The organism is Bradyrhizobium semiaridum (assembly GCF_020329505.1).
GTDB classification, from domain to species: domain Bacteria; phylum Pseudomonadota; class Alphaproteobacteria; order Rhizobiales; family Xanthobacteraceae; genus Bradyrhizobium; species Bradyrhizobium semiaridum.
The window spans coordinates 234350-249577 of the sequence record NZ_JAGKJJ010000007.1; the positions used below are offsets into that span (position 1 = coordinate 234350).

Consider the following 15228-nt stretch of genomic DNA (forward strand, 5'->3'; position numbering starts at 1 on the left):
CGGGATCGGCGAGGCTCGCAAGGGTTCGCACCTCCAGCGACAAAGGTGAAGCCTTTGCGCGGGGATGACGGGGATAAAGAGCGCATGACAAGGCAAACTTAGCCCGTCTTCTCCGCGCTTGCCCCAGCCACGGCACGCGCCACACTCGCGATCGCCGCGTTGCATTCCTGCGCCGGTGCGGTCGCGCCGGTCAGATACACCGTCACCACGAGCGGCTTGCGGCTCGGCGGCCAGAACACGCCGATGTCGTTGTAGGTGCCGCGCTCGCCGGTGCCGGTCTTGTCGCCGACCCGCCAATCCGCAGGCACCCCGGCGCGCAGTCTTGCGTCGCCGGTCTTGTTGGCGATCAGCCAGTCCGCCAGTTGCTGGCGGGACGCTGCCGACAGGGCGTCGCCGAGCACGACGTGCTGCAGGCTCTTCAGCATCGCGGTCGGGCTGGTGGTGTCGCGCGGATCGCCCGGCACGGCCTCGTTCAGGGCCAGTTCCCAGCGATCGAGCCGGCTGACGGTGTCGCCGATCGAGCGGAGGAAGCTGGTCAGGCCCTCGGGCCCGCCGATCTCGCGCAGGATCATGTTGCCGGCGGTGTTGTCGCTGCGCGTGATCGCGGCCTCGCAGATTTCGGCAAGCGTCATGCCGGATGCGACATGCTCCTTGGTGACCGGCGAGTTGGCCAAGATATCCTTGGCCTCGAACCGCACGCGCTGATCGAGGCGGGATTCGCCGCGGTCGACCCGGCGCAGCACCGCCGCCGACGCCAGCGCCTTGAAGGTGCTGCACATCGGAAAGCGCTCGTCGCCGCGCAGGCCAGCGCGCAATCCGGTTTCGGTATCGAGCGTCGCGACACCGAGCCGGCCGCCGGTTCCCTGCTCGATGCGGGAAAACGCCTGCCGTAGCCGCTGCGTCAGCTCGTCGCGCTCTGCGGCGGCGCTGTATCTCGGCAGCGCGAAGGAAACCGCAACGCCCAGCGTGCGTGCGCCAAATGTCCGTCTCGTCAGCATCTTGATTCTCCGTTGACGGCCGCAACCTGCCGGGCGGCGTGACGATCGACAAACAATCATTTATACAGCCAGGCATGAGAAAAACTTGGTCATGACGCCATGCGCCGCCATCTCCCGCTGAACGCGCTGCGCGCCTTCGAGGCCTCGGCGCGGCTGCTGAGCTTCACCCGTGCCGGCATGGAGCTGCGGGTGACGCAGACCGCGATCAGCCATCAGGTCAAGCAGCTCGAGGACACGCTGGGTGCGTCGCTGTTCCGCCGCCTGCCGCGCGGGCTCGTGCTGACCGACGAGGGCCTCGCGCTGCTGCCTGTGCTGACCGACGCGCTGGATCGGATCGGCGCCGCGATCGACCGCATCGAGGCCAAGGGCACGCGCGAGGTCGTCACCGTCGGCTGCGTCGCGACCTTTGCCACCGGCTGGCTGCTGCAGCGGATCGACCGCTTCAAGCGCGCCTATCCCTATATCGACCTGCGCCTGCTCACCAACAACAACCGCGTCGACATCGCCGGCGACGGCCTCGATCTCGCGCTGCGGTTCGGCGACGGCTCCTGGCACGGCACCGAGGCAATCCATCTGTTGTCGACGCCGCTGTCGCCGGTGTGCCGGCCCGACATCGCCGCGCGGCTGCGCCAGCCGTCCGATCTCGCGCGGGAATTCTTGCTGCGCTCCTACCGCGCCGAGGAGTGGCCGCTGTGGTTCGCGGTCGCCGGTGCGCCATGCCCGAAGATCCAGGGGCCGATCTTCGACAGCTCGGTGGCAATGGCCGAGGCCGCTGCGCGGGGCATCGGCGTTGGCCTCGTGCCGGTTGCGATGTTCGGCAACGAGCTGGCGACAGGCCGGCTGACCCGCCCGTTCGCGGCCGAAGTGCCGGCGGGCTCGTACTGGCTGACCTGGCTGAAGTCGAAGGACGTGACATCAGGCATGCGCGCCTTCCGCGACTGGCTGCTGGAGACGCTGCGGGTTGATGCGGGTGAGGCGGAGGCGCCTGCGACGCGGCCGAAGGCGAAAGTCAAAGCGAAGTCCAGGACGAAGGCGGCAAAGCAGCGGCGGCGCTAAACCAACTCGCTCCCCGCCAGCCTGAGACGATGTGAAGCTTTGTCCTTGTCCACCGCTGTCGTCGCCCGCCTGTGCGCAATGCGCACATGACCGGGCGACCCAGTACGCCGCAGCCTATCGGCTCAATAACGACTGTCTCTGGAATACCGGATCGCCCGGTCCCGTCTGCGCCAAGGCTTCGACGAAGCTTGCGATCTCGGGCACGCCGGAGCTTTAGCGGAGGCGGCAAGCCGGACGATGGCACCGAGCCAGTTGAGCGAACCAACCCGTCATCCTGAGGAGCGCGCTCTTGCGCGCGTCTCGAAGGATGAGTCGGCCCCGCTGGTGCGCGTCGACCCTTCGAGGGCCGCTGCAGAAGCGGCCACCTCAGAGTGACGGTGGGGGAGTTGTGTAGCGTCGGCGCGATTTCGGAATATTGGAAGAATACCCCTGAGTTGCCCGACATGTCAACCGGCCTGATCGAGGGCTCCCGCCGCTCGGCTCCTTTGCATGGGGTTGTTTTTCGGTATTTGGCGGCGCCCCCGGCGACGGCTCGCAAGCGAGAGGGGCGCTACGCCAGATGGCACGCCACGAAATGCCCGTTGCTGCCTTCGCGCAGCTCCGGCGCGCTCTGCTTGCAGCGCTCTTCGGCGATCGGGCACCTTGTGTGGAAGTGGCAACCCTTCGGCGGGTTCATCGGGCTCGGCACGTCGCCCTTGAGGCGGATGCGCGGCTTCTTCGCCTTGGGATCTGGTACCGGGACGGCCGAGAGCAGCGCTTTGGTATAGGGATGCTGCGGGTTGCGGTAGAGGTCGCTCGCTTTCGCCAGCTCGACGATACGGCCGAGATACATCACCGCGACGCGGTCGGAGATATGCTCGACCACGGAGAGATCGTGGGCGACGAACAGATAGGTCAGGTTCAACTCGGCCTGCAGATCCTCCAGCAGGTTGATCACCTGCGCCTGGATCGAGACGTCGAGCGCCGACACCGGCTCGTCGCAGACGATCAGCTTCGGCTCCAGCGTCAGCGCGCGTGCGATCGCGATGCGCTGGCGCTGGCCGCCGGAGAATTCGTGCGGGTAGCGGCGCATGTGCTCGGCCTTCAGCCCGACTTTCACCAGAAGGCTCGCGACGCGGTCGTCACGCTCGCTGGCTGAGGCGACGGTGCCGTGGATGATGAAGGGCTCGGCGAGGATCGCGCCGACAGTCATGCGCGGATTGAGCGAGGCGAACGGATCCTGGAACACGAGCTGCATGTTGCGCCGCATGGCGCGCAGATCGCCGCCGCCGAGGCCCATCACGCTCTGGCCGTCGAACACCACGTCGCCGGAGGTCGGCTCGATCAGCCGCAGCACGCAGCGGCCGGTGGTCGACTTGCCGCAGCCGGATTCGCCGACCAGCCCCAGCGTCTCGCCGCGGTTGACGGTGAACGAAACGCCGTCGACGGCGTAGACCTGGCCGATCTCGCGCGACAACAGGCCGCCGAGCACCGGAAAATGCTTCTTCAGATTGCTGACGCGCAGCAGAGGTTCGCTCATTGCGCGTCTCCGAGATGGCAGGCGATGCGATGGCCGGGCGCGATCTCGCGCAGCCGCGGCTCCCGCTCGGCGCAGATGCTCATGGCGTGTTTGCAGCGCGGCGCAAAGCGGCAGCCGGGCGTCGGATTGATCAGGATCGGCACCGAGCCGCCGATCGCTTCAAGTCTCGTCTTGTGCTCGGCGTCGAGATCGATGCGCGGGATCGAGCGGATCAGGCCTTGCGTGTAGGGATGGCGAGGATTGCCGAACAATTCGTCGACCGGCGCCTCCTCGACCACCTTGCCGGCATACATCACGACGACGCGCTGCGCGGTCTCGGCGACCACGCCCATCGCGTGCGTGATCAGCATCACCGCCATGCCGAAGCGTTCCTTCATGTCCTGCAACAGGTCGAGGATCTGCGCCTGGATGGTGACGTCGAGCGCGGTGGTCGGCTCGTCGGCGATCACCAGCTTGGGCCGGCAGGCCAGCGCCATCGCGATCATCACGCGCTGGCGCATGCCGCCGGAAAACTGGTGCGGATAATGATGCACGCGGCCCGCGGCGTTGGGGATCTGCACCAGCTTCAGCATCTCGATGGTGCGTTCCAGCGCCTGCTTCTTGGTCACGGCCTCGTGGCGGCGCAGGCTCTCAGCGATCTGCTCGCCGATCGTCAGCACCGGGTTGAGCGAGGTCATCGGCTCCTGGAAGATGAAGCCGATCTCCTTCGCCCTGATGTCGTCGAGCTCGCTCGAGCTCAGCGGCACGAGGTCGCGGCCCTCGAAGATGATCTCGCCGGCGACGATCTTGCCCGGCGGCATCGCGATCAGCTTCAGGATCGACATCGCGGTGACGGTCTTGCCGCAGCCGGATTCGCCGACCACGCACAGCGTCTCGCCGCGGTTGATCGAGATGTCGACGCCATCGACCGCCTGCAAAATGCCGTCGTCGGTGGTGAAATGGGTTTTCAAGCCCTTGATGTCGAGCAGCGCCATCAGATCACCTTGCGGGCGTCGAGCGCATCGCGCAGCCCGTCGCCGATGAAGTTGATGGCGACGACGGCGATGAAGATCGCGCCGCCGGGAAACAGCGCCCAATGCGGGCCGATGTCGAGAAAATCCTTGGCGTCATAGAGGATGCGTCCCCAGGTCGGGGTATCGGGCGGGAAGCCGAGTCCGAGAAACGACAGCGTGGATTCCGCGATGATCGCCGCCGCGACGTCGATGGTGCCGGCGATGATCACCGGGCCGAGCGCATTGGGCAGGATGTGGCGCACCACCTGCCTGGTCGGACTGGCGCCGAGCGCGCGTGCGGCCTCGACGAACTCCTTTTCGCGCAAGGAGAGGAACTGGGCGCGCACCAGCCGCGCCACCGGCATCCAGCGCAGGCCGCCGATCACGAGCACGATCAGGATGAAGATGCCGCCCTCGGGGCCGAACACCGCCTTCAGCCCGTCGCGAAACAGGTAGATCAGCATCAACAGTAGCGGCAGTTGCGGCAGCGACAGGAACAGGTCGGTCAGCCACATCAGCGCGTAGCCGAGCGGGCCGCGCGACATGCCGGCCAGCGCACCGATCAGCGTTCCCACGAACACCGAGACCAACATCGCGGCAAGCCCGACCGCGAGCGAGATGCGGCCGCCATAGATCATCCGGGCGAGGATGTCCTGGCCGAGATCGTCGGTGCCGAACGGATGCGCCAGCGACGGCCCCTGCAGGCCGGCGACGACGTCCATATCCGAGATCGAGATGCGCCAGACGAACGGCCCGAGCACGACGGCGAGGATCAGGAGCAGCAGCAGCACGGCACTGACCACGGCGGGCTTATGCCGGCGGTAGCGCCGCCAGGTCTCGCGCCAGGGCGAGTAGCCGCGGCGCGGCTCAGCGGAAGGAGATGCGAGGGTCAAGCCAGCCATAGAGGACATCTGCGATCAGGTTGAACAGCACCACGAGACACGCGAAGACGAAGGTCACGGCCATCACGACCGGCGTGTCATTGGCGAGGATTGAAGAGATCAGGAGCGAGCCGATGCCGGGAATCCGGAAGATCTGCTCGGTGACGATGGCGCCGCCGAACACGGCCGGCATTTGCAGCGCGATCAGCGTGACCACCGGGATCATCGCATTGCGCATCACGTGCTTGACGATCACTTTGGCCTGGCCGAGCCCCTTGGCGCGGGCGGTGGTGACGTAGTCGAGCCGGATCACGTCGAGCATCGCTGAGCGCACGAAGCGGGTCATCGACGCCGCCTGGAACAGGCCGAGCACCATCACCGGCATGATCGCCTGCCGGATCATCTCCAGCGCCCAGGCGATGCCGGTCGCCTTGATGTCGGTCGAATAGACGAACGGCAGCCAGTCCAGCTTCACCGAGAAGATCAGGATGAACAGGATGCCGGTGAAGAAGGTCGGCAGCGAGAAGCCGATGAAGGCGAAGGTGTTGGCGATCTGGTCGAAGATCGAATAGGGCCGGGTGGCGGCGTAGACGCCCACGGGAATCGCGATCGCCAGCGCCAGCAGCTGCGCCGAGCCGATCACGTAGAGCGTGGTCGGCAGCCGCTGCAGGATCAGGGTGTCGACATTCATTCGGCTGACAAAGGAGAAGCCCCAGTCGCCCTGCGCCATCGCCGCGAGCCAGTGCAAATAGCGGAGATAGATCGGGTCGTCGAGACCGAACTTGGCGCGCAGCGCGGCCTGCACCTCGGGCGGCACGTTCGGATTGGTGGCGAGCTCGCCGAACGGATCGCCCGGCGCCAGGGCGAGCACGACGAACAGCACGAGCGAGATCCCGAGCAGGCTCGGAATCGCGATCATCAGGCGACGCAGGATGTACTGACTCATGGGATTATCGGACTAACGCTCGTACGCAGCTTCCAAACAGAAGGACTTCACCTTGCCCCGCTCGCGGGGAGAGGTCGGAATTCAAGCATGGCTTGAATTCCGGGTGAGGGGGATTCTCGACGTACTCACCTCGGACCGCATTTGCAGATGGAGCCCCTCGCCCCAACCCTCTCCCCGCAAGAGCGGGGAGAGGGAGAAGTAATTCCCGGGAGAGGCAATTTCCGAGCCGGTCACGGCTCAGCCTTCCCGGTACCAGTCCTGCAGATTGTCGGTCTGGTTGGCCCAGCCGGAGAGTGCGGGCCGCAGCGTGTTGGAGCAGGCTTCCACCGCGGCGCGGTGCATCACGGGGATCACCACCGTGTCCTGCCACATCAAATCGTTGGCCTTGACGTAGAGATCGGCCCGCTTGATCGGATCGGTCTCGGTATCGGCGGCATCGACCGCGGCGTCGAAATCCTTGTTGACCCAGCGCGGGAAGTTGCGGCCCTGCCACTTGTTGTCCTTGGTGGCGACCTCGCGCGAGTGATAGCGGCGCATGTGCAGCGCCGGGTCGGGTTGCGTCATCGGGATCTGGAACATCTCGATGTCGGCGTAGAATTTCGCATAGGTGTCGGGATTGGCGACGTCGGAGGAGAAGAACACCGAGGCCACCACTGATTTCAGCTCGACGTCGATGCCGGCCTTCTGGCAGGCCTGCTTGACGATCGCCTGGGTCTTCTGCCGCGGGCCGTTGATCGAGGTCTGGTAGAGCAGCTTCAGCTTCTTGCCGTCCTTCTCGCGGATGCCGTCGCCGCCGACCTTCCAGCCGGCCTCGTCGAGCAGCGCGCTCGCCTTCTCGATCGAGAACTCCCATTTGGTGTTCTTGGAGACGAACTCCTCGGGGCCGTTCAGATAGTTCGCGGTGGTGCGGCCGGCGCGGCCGTAGATTACTTTCTTGATGGAATCGCGGTCGACCAGCAGCGCCAGCGCCTTGCGCACGCGGGCGTCCGACAGGATCGGGTGCTTGGTCTTCATCGACGAACGCTCGCCGTCGACCTCGGTGTTCGGATCGGTGAAGTTGACCGCGATGAACTCGATGTCGCCGCCGACCGCATAGAGCGTCTTGCCCTTGCCGCCCTTCTCAAGGCGCAGCAGCACCTCGTCCTCGACCTGGATGTTCCAGGCGAAATCATATTCGCCGGTCTGGATCACGGCGCGCGCCGCCGAGACGGCGTCGCCGCCGCCCTTCATCTCGAGCGTGTCGAAATAGGGCCGGTTGGCCATGTGGTAGTCGGGGTTGATCTCGCCGCGCACCAAATCGCCCGGCTTGAACTCGACGAACTTGTAGGGGCCGGTGCCGACCGGCTTCAGATTGTTCGGCGCCTCGCGCGACTTGCTGCCTTTGTATTCCGCGAACAGATGTTTCGGGATGATGCAGCCATAGGCGCCGACAAAGGCATTGGCCCAGAACGGCGTCGGCTGCTTGAATGTGATGCGGATGGTGAGATCATCGACCTTCTCGACGGTCATGTCGGCGTAGGTGCCGCCCGAGACCGCGGCGGTGGCGGGATCGGTGGCGTATTCCCAGTTGAACACGAGGTCATCGGCGGTGACGGGTTTGCCGTCGTGCCATTTCACGCCGGGCTTGAGCTTCCAGACCACCGTCTTGGCGTCCTTGGAAAGCCCGCCGTTCTGGATCGAGGGGATCTCGGCGGCGAGGATCGGGTTGAGATGGCCGTCGGCGTCCCAGCTCGCGAGCGGCTCATAGAACAGGCGGGAGCCGTCCTGGTCCTTGGTGCCGGTGGCGAAATGCGGATTGAGCAAAGTCGGGCCCTGCCACCACAGCAGTTTCAGCGGCCCGCCGCCGCCGCGCTTGGTGGGCTTGTAGGGGTTTGGGCTCTGCGCCATCGCGACGCCGCCGAGACTGAGGATCTGGTTGGCCATCGGCGCGGTGAGGCCGACGGCGATCATCCGTTGCACGAAGGCGCGGCGGTTCATCCGCCCATCCTTCACGTCGTCGATCATGGTTCGCAGATCTTTGTCGAACATAGTCCCCTCGTCCGGCTCACGTGTGGTTGCGGCTGGCCGTGGAACCGGCCACCCGTGCTGGCGGCAGATGGCACACCGAATGATGGCGCAGGTCAACGGCTGGCGGGCCACACCGCCTAGGTCTTTTGGCTATCGCTTGTGCAGAAGCCGCCGCGGCCGCACATGGCTTCGGCATTTGCACGCAAAAGCCTGCCATGTGCAGCTCGCAACTGCGGAAAATTTGTTCGTTAGTCTTTGTTCCTAGAGCAGGATCCAGTCAAACCACCGACATGTCCAACGGCGGTGCAACATGCGCCGGCAGCGGGCTGACATAGGGCGTCCGGGCGGTGCGCCTGGTCAGGTCGGCCTTGGCGGCTTCGATCAGCTCCGGCTCGAGTAGCGCCTTGACGCCGAGGCCGGCCATCGCCTTGGCCGCCTGCACCATCGCCTTGTGGGCGGCCGGGGTCTTGCCCTGCGCCACCACCTGCCAGGTGTGGAACGGGGTGCCGATTGCAACCGTCGGTGCGTGCACCTGCACGGTCGGCACCACCCAGCTGACGTCGCCGACGTCGGTCGAGCCGATCAGCGGATTGCGCTTGGCATCCATCGGCACCAGGAAATCGGCGAGCGGCCGGTCGGTCGGCTCCATGCCGATCGCGTAATAGACCGAGGCGATGTCCTTGTCGGTCAGGGTCGCGCGGATCTTGTTGGCAAAGTCCTTGTCGGCGTCGTCGAAATGCGGCGGGCCGAGCTCTTCCATGATCCGATGCAGCTCCTGCTCCAGCGGCGTGTTGGGCAGGATGTTGGAAACCGCGGAAATGATCTTCATCTCCACCTTGGTCTCGGTCATCAGCGCCGCGCCCTGCGCGATCTTGTGCACGCGCTCGACCAGTTCGTTCATGCCGGGCAGGTCGCGCGCGCGGATCGAGTAGCGCACGCGCGCATGGGCCTGCACCACGTTCGGCGCGATGCCGCCAGTATCGAGCAGCGCGTAGTGCACGCGGGCGTCGCTCGGCATGTGCTCGCGCATGTAGTTGACGCCGACATTCATCAGCTCCACCGCATCGAGCGCGCTGCGGCCGAGATGCGGCGAAGCCGCGGCATGCGACGTGCGCCCGGTGAAAATGAAATCGGCCCGGGTGTTGGCAAGCGACGGCGTCACCGCCACCTCCCAGAAACTGTGCGGGTGCCAGGTAATGGCGATGTCGGCATCCTCGAATGCGCCGCTTCGCACCATGAACGCCTTTGCCGCGCCACCTTCCTCGGCGGGACAGCCGTAATAGCGCACACGGCCGGGCACCTTGTTGGCGGCAAGCCAGTCCTTGACCGCGGTGGCGGCGAGCAGCGCCGAGGAGCCGAGCAGATTGTGGCCGCAGCCATGGCCATGGCCGCCCGCCTCGACCGGGCGATGCTCGGCGACGCCGGCCTCCTGGCTGAGGCCGGGCAGGGCGTCATATTCGCCCATGAAAGCGATCACCGGACCGCCTTCGCCCCATTCGCCGATCACAGCGGTCGGGATGCCGGCGACGTTCTCGGTGATGCGGAAGCCCTGGTGGCGCAGCTCGGCGAGATGTTCAGCGGATGAGCGGGCCTCGGTGTAGCAGACCTCGGGCATCGCCCACACCCGGTCGCTCAATTCGATGAAACGCGGCTTGATCGCGTCGACGCCGCGCCAAACATCACTACGGTTGTCCATTTGCTCCGGTCCCTTGGAAAGGCAATTTGAAGCGCCGGAACCTAGCAGCTCAGCGCGGCCGCGCCTAGCGTTTGCCGGCAGAGCAGCCGCTCCGCCACGTTACGTCTTGGTGTCGCCGCACGCTCGGAAATATTCGTTCGCTATCCCGCGCTGAGCCGCTCCAGTCCCTTCCAGTCGAACGCGATGCCGTGTCCCGGCCGATCCGGCGCGATCGCCATGCCCTGTTCCAGCACCAGTGGATTTGCGATGTAGCGGTCGAGGCCGAAGCCGTGCGCCTCGAGGTAGGAGCGGTTCGGGCACGCCGCCAGCAGATGCACGGTGATATCGTGCGCGCCATGGCTGGTGACGGGGACGTTGAACGCTTCAGCCAGTCGCGCGATCTTCATGAAGCTGGTGACGCCGCCGCAATTGGTGACGTCGGGCTCGGCATAGGACAGCGCGCTGCCCGCGATATAGGGCTTGAACTCCCACAGGCTGCGCAGATTCTCGCCCGCCGCGATCGGCACGCCACCGTCTCTGAGGATGCGGGCGTGGCCATCGACATCGTCGGGAATGGTCGGCTCCTCCAGCCACGTCAGGTCGAACGGCTGCAAGGCGCGTGCGGCGCGGATCGCCTCCTCGACCGTCCATTTCATGTTGGCATCGGCCATCAGCGGAAACTCGTCGCCGAGATGCCCGCGCATCGCCTTCACCCGCGCGACGTCGGAAGCGAGGCTGGGCCGGCCGACCTTCATCTTGATGGCGCGAAAACCCTTGGCGAGATTGTCGTCGGTCTGCTTGAGCAGGCCGTCCAGCGGCAGGTCGAGATCGATGCCGCCGGCGTAGCATGGCACGCGGCGATCGAAACCGCCGAGCAGCCGCCACAGCGGCAGCGCCGCGCGCCGCGCCTTCATATCCCACAGCGCGATGTCGAGCGCCGAGAGCGCCAGCACCGCCGGGCCGCCGCGGCCGCCATAATGCAGCGCCCACCACATTTTGTGCCAGAGCTGCTCGGTGTCGTCGGCCTCCATCTCGAGCGCGATCTCGCCGACCTCGCGCGTCAGGATGTCGGCGATGGCGCCGCCATTGCGGCCGACCGTATAGGTGTAGCCGGTGCCTTCCGCGCCATCGGCATCGCGGGCCCGGACCGTAATCAGCTCGAACGCCTTGATCTCGCCATGCGTGCTGTCGCTCAGCACGACCGGCAGCGGGATCTTGTAGAAGCCGACGGTGAGATCCTTGAGGATGGCCATGTCGGGCCCTCTTGTCGACGGGGATCATGCAACGTGTCGCGCACGATCCCAAAAGTATTCGTCGGCTGCAACCATCAGCGGCCGAATGCCTGCCTTGAGCGGCCGGCTTGCCTCAGCGACGAAGGCTTAGCTGCGCCAGGGCTGGAAGTCCTTTGCCGTATAGAGATTCTGCAGGAAGGTATTGAGGCCGATGCCGCATCGCCCCCTCGGGCAGGCTGCGCGTGCGCGCTCATGATCCCGCGTCTTCCTCAGGCTCTTGCGGTATGGTGCGCTCCGCGCTCTTCAATTCGCGGTCGATGATCGTGCAGACCCTGCGCTGCGCCAGCAGGTCGAGCCGCGCGCGGGTGACGCCATTCCTGATCTTGCCGTTGATTTCGAATGACCAGCTCCAGAGATCCGGTTCGATGTTGGTGAGCGTATATTCGATGTCGCGATGGCGATAAGTCAGCTTCTTCATGTCGTTTCTTTTTGTGAGCCGAGGTTCCATAGCCAGATCGCAACGGCGTCTGTATCCGGTCGACTACTTACGCAATTGGTCTAAGTGCGGTTCGTGTGGCGGAATTCCAAAAAAGCTGTGGTCCAACCACAACTGTCATCACCCGGCTTGATCGGCGATCCAGTATTCCAGAGGGAGTCGTTATTGAGCCGATAGGCCGCGGCGTACTGGATCGCCCGGTCCATGTGCGCAATTGCGCAAAGGCCGGGCGATGACAGCGGTGGGTGAGGACAAAGCTTCGCGCCCTCTCAGGATGACGGAAGTGACAGCGGCTTGCGTTAAGCGAGTGGTGATGCCTGCGATCAAAACCTCGTCGCCATCTCTGCGAGCCGCCGGTGCGCGGCCTCTCGTGCGATGCGGATCGGTTCGGCGGGGCCGGTGGTCGGGCCGATCGGCACGAAGCGCACGTCGGCGATGCCGATGAAGCGGAGCGCCTCACGCAAGTATGGCGTCGCCATGTCGATGCGGCCGCGATTCATGCCGGTGACGAAATCGCTGCCGCTGGCGACGATCACGACCGTCGGCCGGTCCTTGAGCAGCGGCAGGTAGCCCTGCGCCGGGTCGAAGCGGAAGGTCAGCCCGGGCTGGATGATGACGTCCAGCCACTGCTTGAGTTTGTAGGGAATCGAAAAATTCCACATCGGCGTCGAGATCAGCACGCGCTCCCCCAGCGCCAGCCGCAGCGCGAGGCGTTCAGCTACGGCGAACGCATCGCGCTGCGAGTTGCTGAAGGGCTTGCCGCCGATCCGGGAATATTTGGCTTCCAGCAGATAACCTTCGAAATCCGGCAGCGGCTCGCGCCATAGGTTCATCGCATCGATTTCCCAGTCCGGGCGCGCCGTGCGAAAAGCTTCGAGAAAAATCCGCGCCCCTTCGGCCGATTCCGAATCGGCGCGAGGCGAGCAGGCGAGGTGAAGCAGCTTTGGCACCGCCTCCACCCTTCAGCCGAGCGCCTTGATCACGGTGTCGGCGTTGGTCACGACGGAGACGTTCTGCAGCGCGAAATTGATCGCGGCGTTGTGCCAGTCGGCGTTCATGGTCGAGCAGCAATCTTCCGGCACGATCATGAAGTAGCCCTTGTCGGCACCGGTGCGCGCGGTGTGCTCGACCGACATGTTGGTCCAGGCGCCGGTGTTGATGATCATGTCGCGGCCGGTCGCCTTCAAAATGGTTTCGAGCCGCGTACCTTCCCAGGCGCTCATCCGCATCTTCTCGACCACGAAATCGCCTGGCCGCGGTTCGAGCCCGGAGACCGGCGCCGCGCCCCAGCTGCCGCGCACCATCGCCTTGCTGTCGACCAGGCCTTCGAACAACGGAGCATTCAAGGTTACGCCGGGTGCGCCGGGCTCGACGACGAACCAGACATGGATGATGGCGACGCCGCGGGCGCGAGCCGTCTCGGCGAGCCGCCGCACATTCTCGACGACATGCTGCTGGCGGGCGTGCGCGGGCGCGCCGGAATCGGCGAACGCGCCGCCATCCATGATGACGTCGTTCTGCATGTCCTGGATGATCATCGCGCAGCGCTGCGGATCGATCCGCATCTCCCTGCTTGCAAGGTTCGGCGCGGGCGCGGCCGCTGAGCCGGCACCCGTGGCGCCGCGCTTGCCGCTCATATAGGGCTCGTGTCGCGGCCCGACTTTTGTGGGGATCGCATAGACCGAATGGGTCGCGGTGAGGTACAGCGTGCGGAAATCGGCGCCGCCCCAGGCGAGGTTGGCGACGAGCTCTGGCAGGCGAAGCTTCCCGAGCAAATTGCCGTCGGGGGAATAGACCCAGACGCCGCCGGGTGCGGTGACCCAGACATTGCCGCGCTGGTCGCACTTCATGCCGTCGGGCAGGCCGGGCTCGAGTTCGGAGCGGATGCCACTGGCGAAAGTGCGCGGATTGGCGAGCGCGCCGTCGGACTGGACATCGAAGGCGCGGATCAGCGCCTGCACGGTGTCATTGACATAGAGGATGCGCTCGTCCGGCGAGAAGCACAGCCCGTTCGGCTGGTCGAACAGATCGCGATCGACCAGGAGCTGCGGCGCGCCGCCGCCCGGCGGCACGCGGTAGACGCCCTGAAAACCGAGCTGGCGCGGCCGCTCGACGCCGTAGACCGGCATGCGGCCGTACCAGGGATCGGAGAAATAGATCGCGCCGCTCGAATGCACGCAGACGTCGTTCGGGCTGTTGAGCTCCTGGTTGTTGAAATGCGAGGCCAGCACCTCACGCCGCCCGTCCGGCCGCTCGCGGATCAGCGACGACGTCGCGTGCTCGCAGACGATCAAATTGAGATCGGCATCATAGGTCATGCCGTTGCATTTGTTTGACGGACGCCGGACCTCGACCACGCCGCGCCGCGCGTCCCACCGCCGCCGCACGTCGGCCGGCATGTCGGAGAACAGCAGGAAATGTTCGAGCGGATGCCAGATCGGTCCCTCCGTGAAATCGAAACCCGTCCCGACCTGGCCGACCGGCGCGTAGGGATCGATCAGGTCTTCGAATTCACTGCGCAGCGTGACATGGGTCATCGCGTCGATCCTTCGCGGCTACGCCGGGAACCAGTTGCGCTGCGGCAGGCTCTGCACCACAGGTCCGGGCACCTGGTCATGCAGCCGTCCCACCACCATGCCGCCCTCGATCTTTGCCGGGCGATCGTGCACCGGCAGCAGATAGCGCGAACTGGACAGCAGCTTCTTGATCGCGGCCTTCTCCGCCCGCTTGCTGGTGCCGTGGTTGCCGGTGGTGCGCGGTTCGGCGTCGTGGATTTCGTTGAAGGGGTTCACAATCTGGTCGTTGAAATCGTAGATCACGTCACCGCAGATCGTCGCGATGCCGTCGGCGGTGTGGACATGGATGTTCATCGAGCCTTCGGTGTGCGCATTGGCGGCGTCGCAATAGACGCCCGGCATCAGCTCGACCGGGCCGGTGATCTCCAGATCGAGGAAGCGCAGCGCGCTCTTGGTGTGCAGGCGGTCGATCAGATGTTTGATGTCGGGCGCCGGATATTGCGGATGCATCAGGCCGGAGACGGAATATTCCAGCTCCTTGCGGTTGACCACGACGGTCGTGTTCATCGGGAACAGATCGTCCTTGCCGGCATGGTCGATGTGCAGATGGGTGTGGCAGACGAAACGGACGTCGCCCATCCGCACGCCGTGTCGCGCGAGCTGGTTCTCGATCATGTTCTCGTGGAACTGGAGCCCGCGCATTCCGAGCGTCTCCATGATCTGGTTGGAGCGGTAACCGGTGTCGACCAGCACAGGATAGGGCCCGCCGAGAATCAAGAAGCCGAGCGTCAGCACGCGCTTGGTGCGGCCGCAATTGTGTCCCAACACGAGGAAGCTCGATTCCAGCTCGATATCGCCATAGTCCAGGATCTTGATCTCCAACGGCATCGCGTCCCTCCCGATTCATGTT

13 protein-coding genes are annotated in these 15228 nt (G+C 65.4%); 1 reads left to right on the top strand and 12 read right to left on the bottom strand.

Features of this window, described 5'->3' with window-relative positions; genetic code table 11:
* Nucleotides 1-98: 98 nt before the first annotated feature.
* Nucleotides 99-998 (bottom strand): class A beta-lactamase, encoded by a 900-nt coding sequence (bla, locus tag J6500_RS11765; protein WP_225712854.1) that lies wholly within the window; start codon nucleotides 996-998, stop codon nucleotides 99-101.
* Between the two features lie 99 nt (nucleotides 999-1097).
* Between bla and J6500_RS11770 the strand changes: the two genes are divergently transcribed.
* Nucleotides 1098-2054: a LysR family transcriptional regulator gene (locus J6500_RS11770; RefSeq protein WP_225712855.1), complete on the top strand. Its 957-nt coding sequence runs from the start codon at nucleotides 1098-1100 to the stop codon at nucleotides 2052-2054.
* A 550-nt stretch (nucleotides 2055-2604) separates the two neighbouring features.
* On the opposite strand, the gene J6500_RS11775 is transcribed toward J6500_RS11770, so the two are convergent.
* The 11 genes from J6500_RS11775 to J6500_RS11825 form a co-directional block, all read right to left on the bottom strand.
* Entirely contained in the window at nucleotides 2605-3573 is a 969-nt protein-coding gene (locus J6500_RS11775) for an ABC transporter ATP-binding protein (protein WP_225712856.1), read from the bottom strand.
* Entirely contained in the window at nucleotides 3570-4550 is a 981-nt protein-coding gene (locus J6500_RS11780) for an ABC transporter ATP-binding protein (RefSeq protein WP_225712943.1), read from the bottom strand. Before J6500_RS11780 ends, J6500_RS11775 begins: the two co-directional genes overlap by 4 nt.
* Nucleotides 4547-5467, bottom strand: a complete 921-nt coding sequence (locus J6500_RS11785) for an ABC transporter permease (protein ID WP_225712857.1) — start codon at nucleotides 5465-5467, stop codon at nucleotides 4547-4549. Before J6500_RS11785 ends, J6500_RS11780 begins: the two co-directional genes overlap by 4 nt.
* Entirely contained in the window at nucleotides 5433-6392 is a 960-nt protein-coding gene (locus J6500_RS11790; RefSeq protein WP_225712858.1) for an ABC transporter permease, read from the bottom strand. Before J6500_RS11790 ends, J6500_RS11785 begins: the two co-directional genes overlap by 35 nt.
* A 237-nt stretch (nucleotides 6393-6629) precedes the next feature.
* The gene (locus J6500_RS11795; RefSeq protein WP_225712859.1) at nucleotides 6630-8420 is read right to left on the bottom strand and encodes a peptide ABC transporter substrate-binding protein; all 1791 of its coding nucleotides are present in this window, start codon (nucleotides 8418-8420) and stop codon (nucleotides 6630-6632) included.
* Nucleotides 8421-8676: 256 nt separating this feature from the next.
* Nucleotides 8677-10095, bottom strand: a complete 1419-nt coding sequence (locus tag J6500_RS11800; protein ID WP_225712860.1) for a M20 family metallopeptidase — start codon at nucleotides 10093-10095, stop codon at nucleotides 8677-8679.
* Between the two features lie 140 nt (nucleotides 10096-10235).
* Nucleotides 10236-11327, bottom strand: coding sequence for a mandelate racemase/muconate lactonizing enzyme family protein (locus J6500_RS11805; RefSeq protein ID WP_225712861.1), 1092 nt, complete (start codon nucleotides 11325-11327; stop codon nucleotides 10236-10238).
* 229 nt (nucleotides 11328-11556) lie between these two features.
* Nucleotides 11557-11784, bottom strand: a complete 228-nt coding sequence (locus J6500_RS11810; protein ID WP_225712862.1) for a hypothetical protein — start codon at nucleotides 11782-11784, stop codon at nucleotides 11557-11559.
* A 341-nt stretch (nucleotides 11785-12125) separates the two neighbouring features.
* Nucleotides 12126-12752 carry an FMN-dependent NADH-azoreductase gene (locus J6500_RS11815; protein ID WP_225712863.1) on the bottom strand — a complete coding sequence of 209 codons (627 nt, stop codon included), beginning with the start codon at nucleotides 12750-12752 and terminating at the stop codon, nucleotides 12126-12128.
* A gap of 12 nt (nucleotides 12753-12764) precedes the next feature.
* On the bottom strand, nucleotides 12765-14339 hold the full coding sequence (locus J6500_RS11820; protein ID WP_225712864.1) for an isochorismatase family protein: 1575 nt from the start codon (nucleotides 14337-14339) through the stop codon (nucleotides 12765-12767).
* An 18-nt stretch (nucleotides 14340-14357) separates the two neighbouring features.
* A complete protein-coding gene (locus J6500_RS11825) occupies nucleotides 14358-15206 on the bottom strand; it encodes an MBL fold metallo-hydrolase (protein WP_225712865.1) in 849 nt (282 codons plus the stop codon).
* Between the last annotated feature and the right edge of the window lie 22 nt (nucleotides 15207-15228).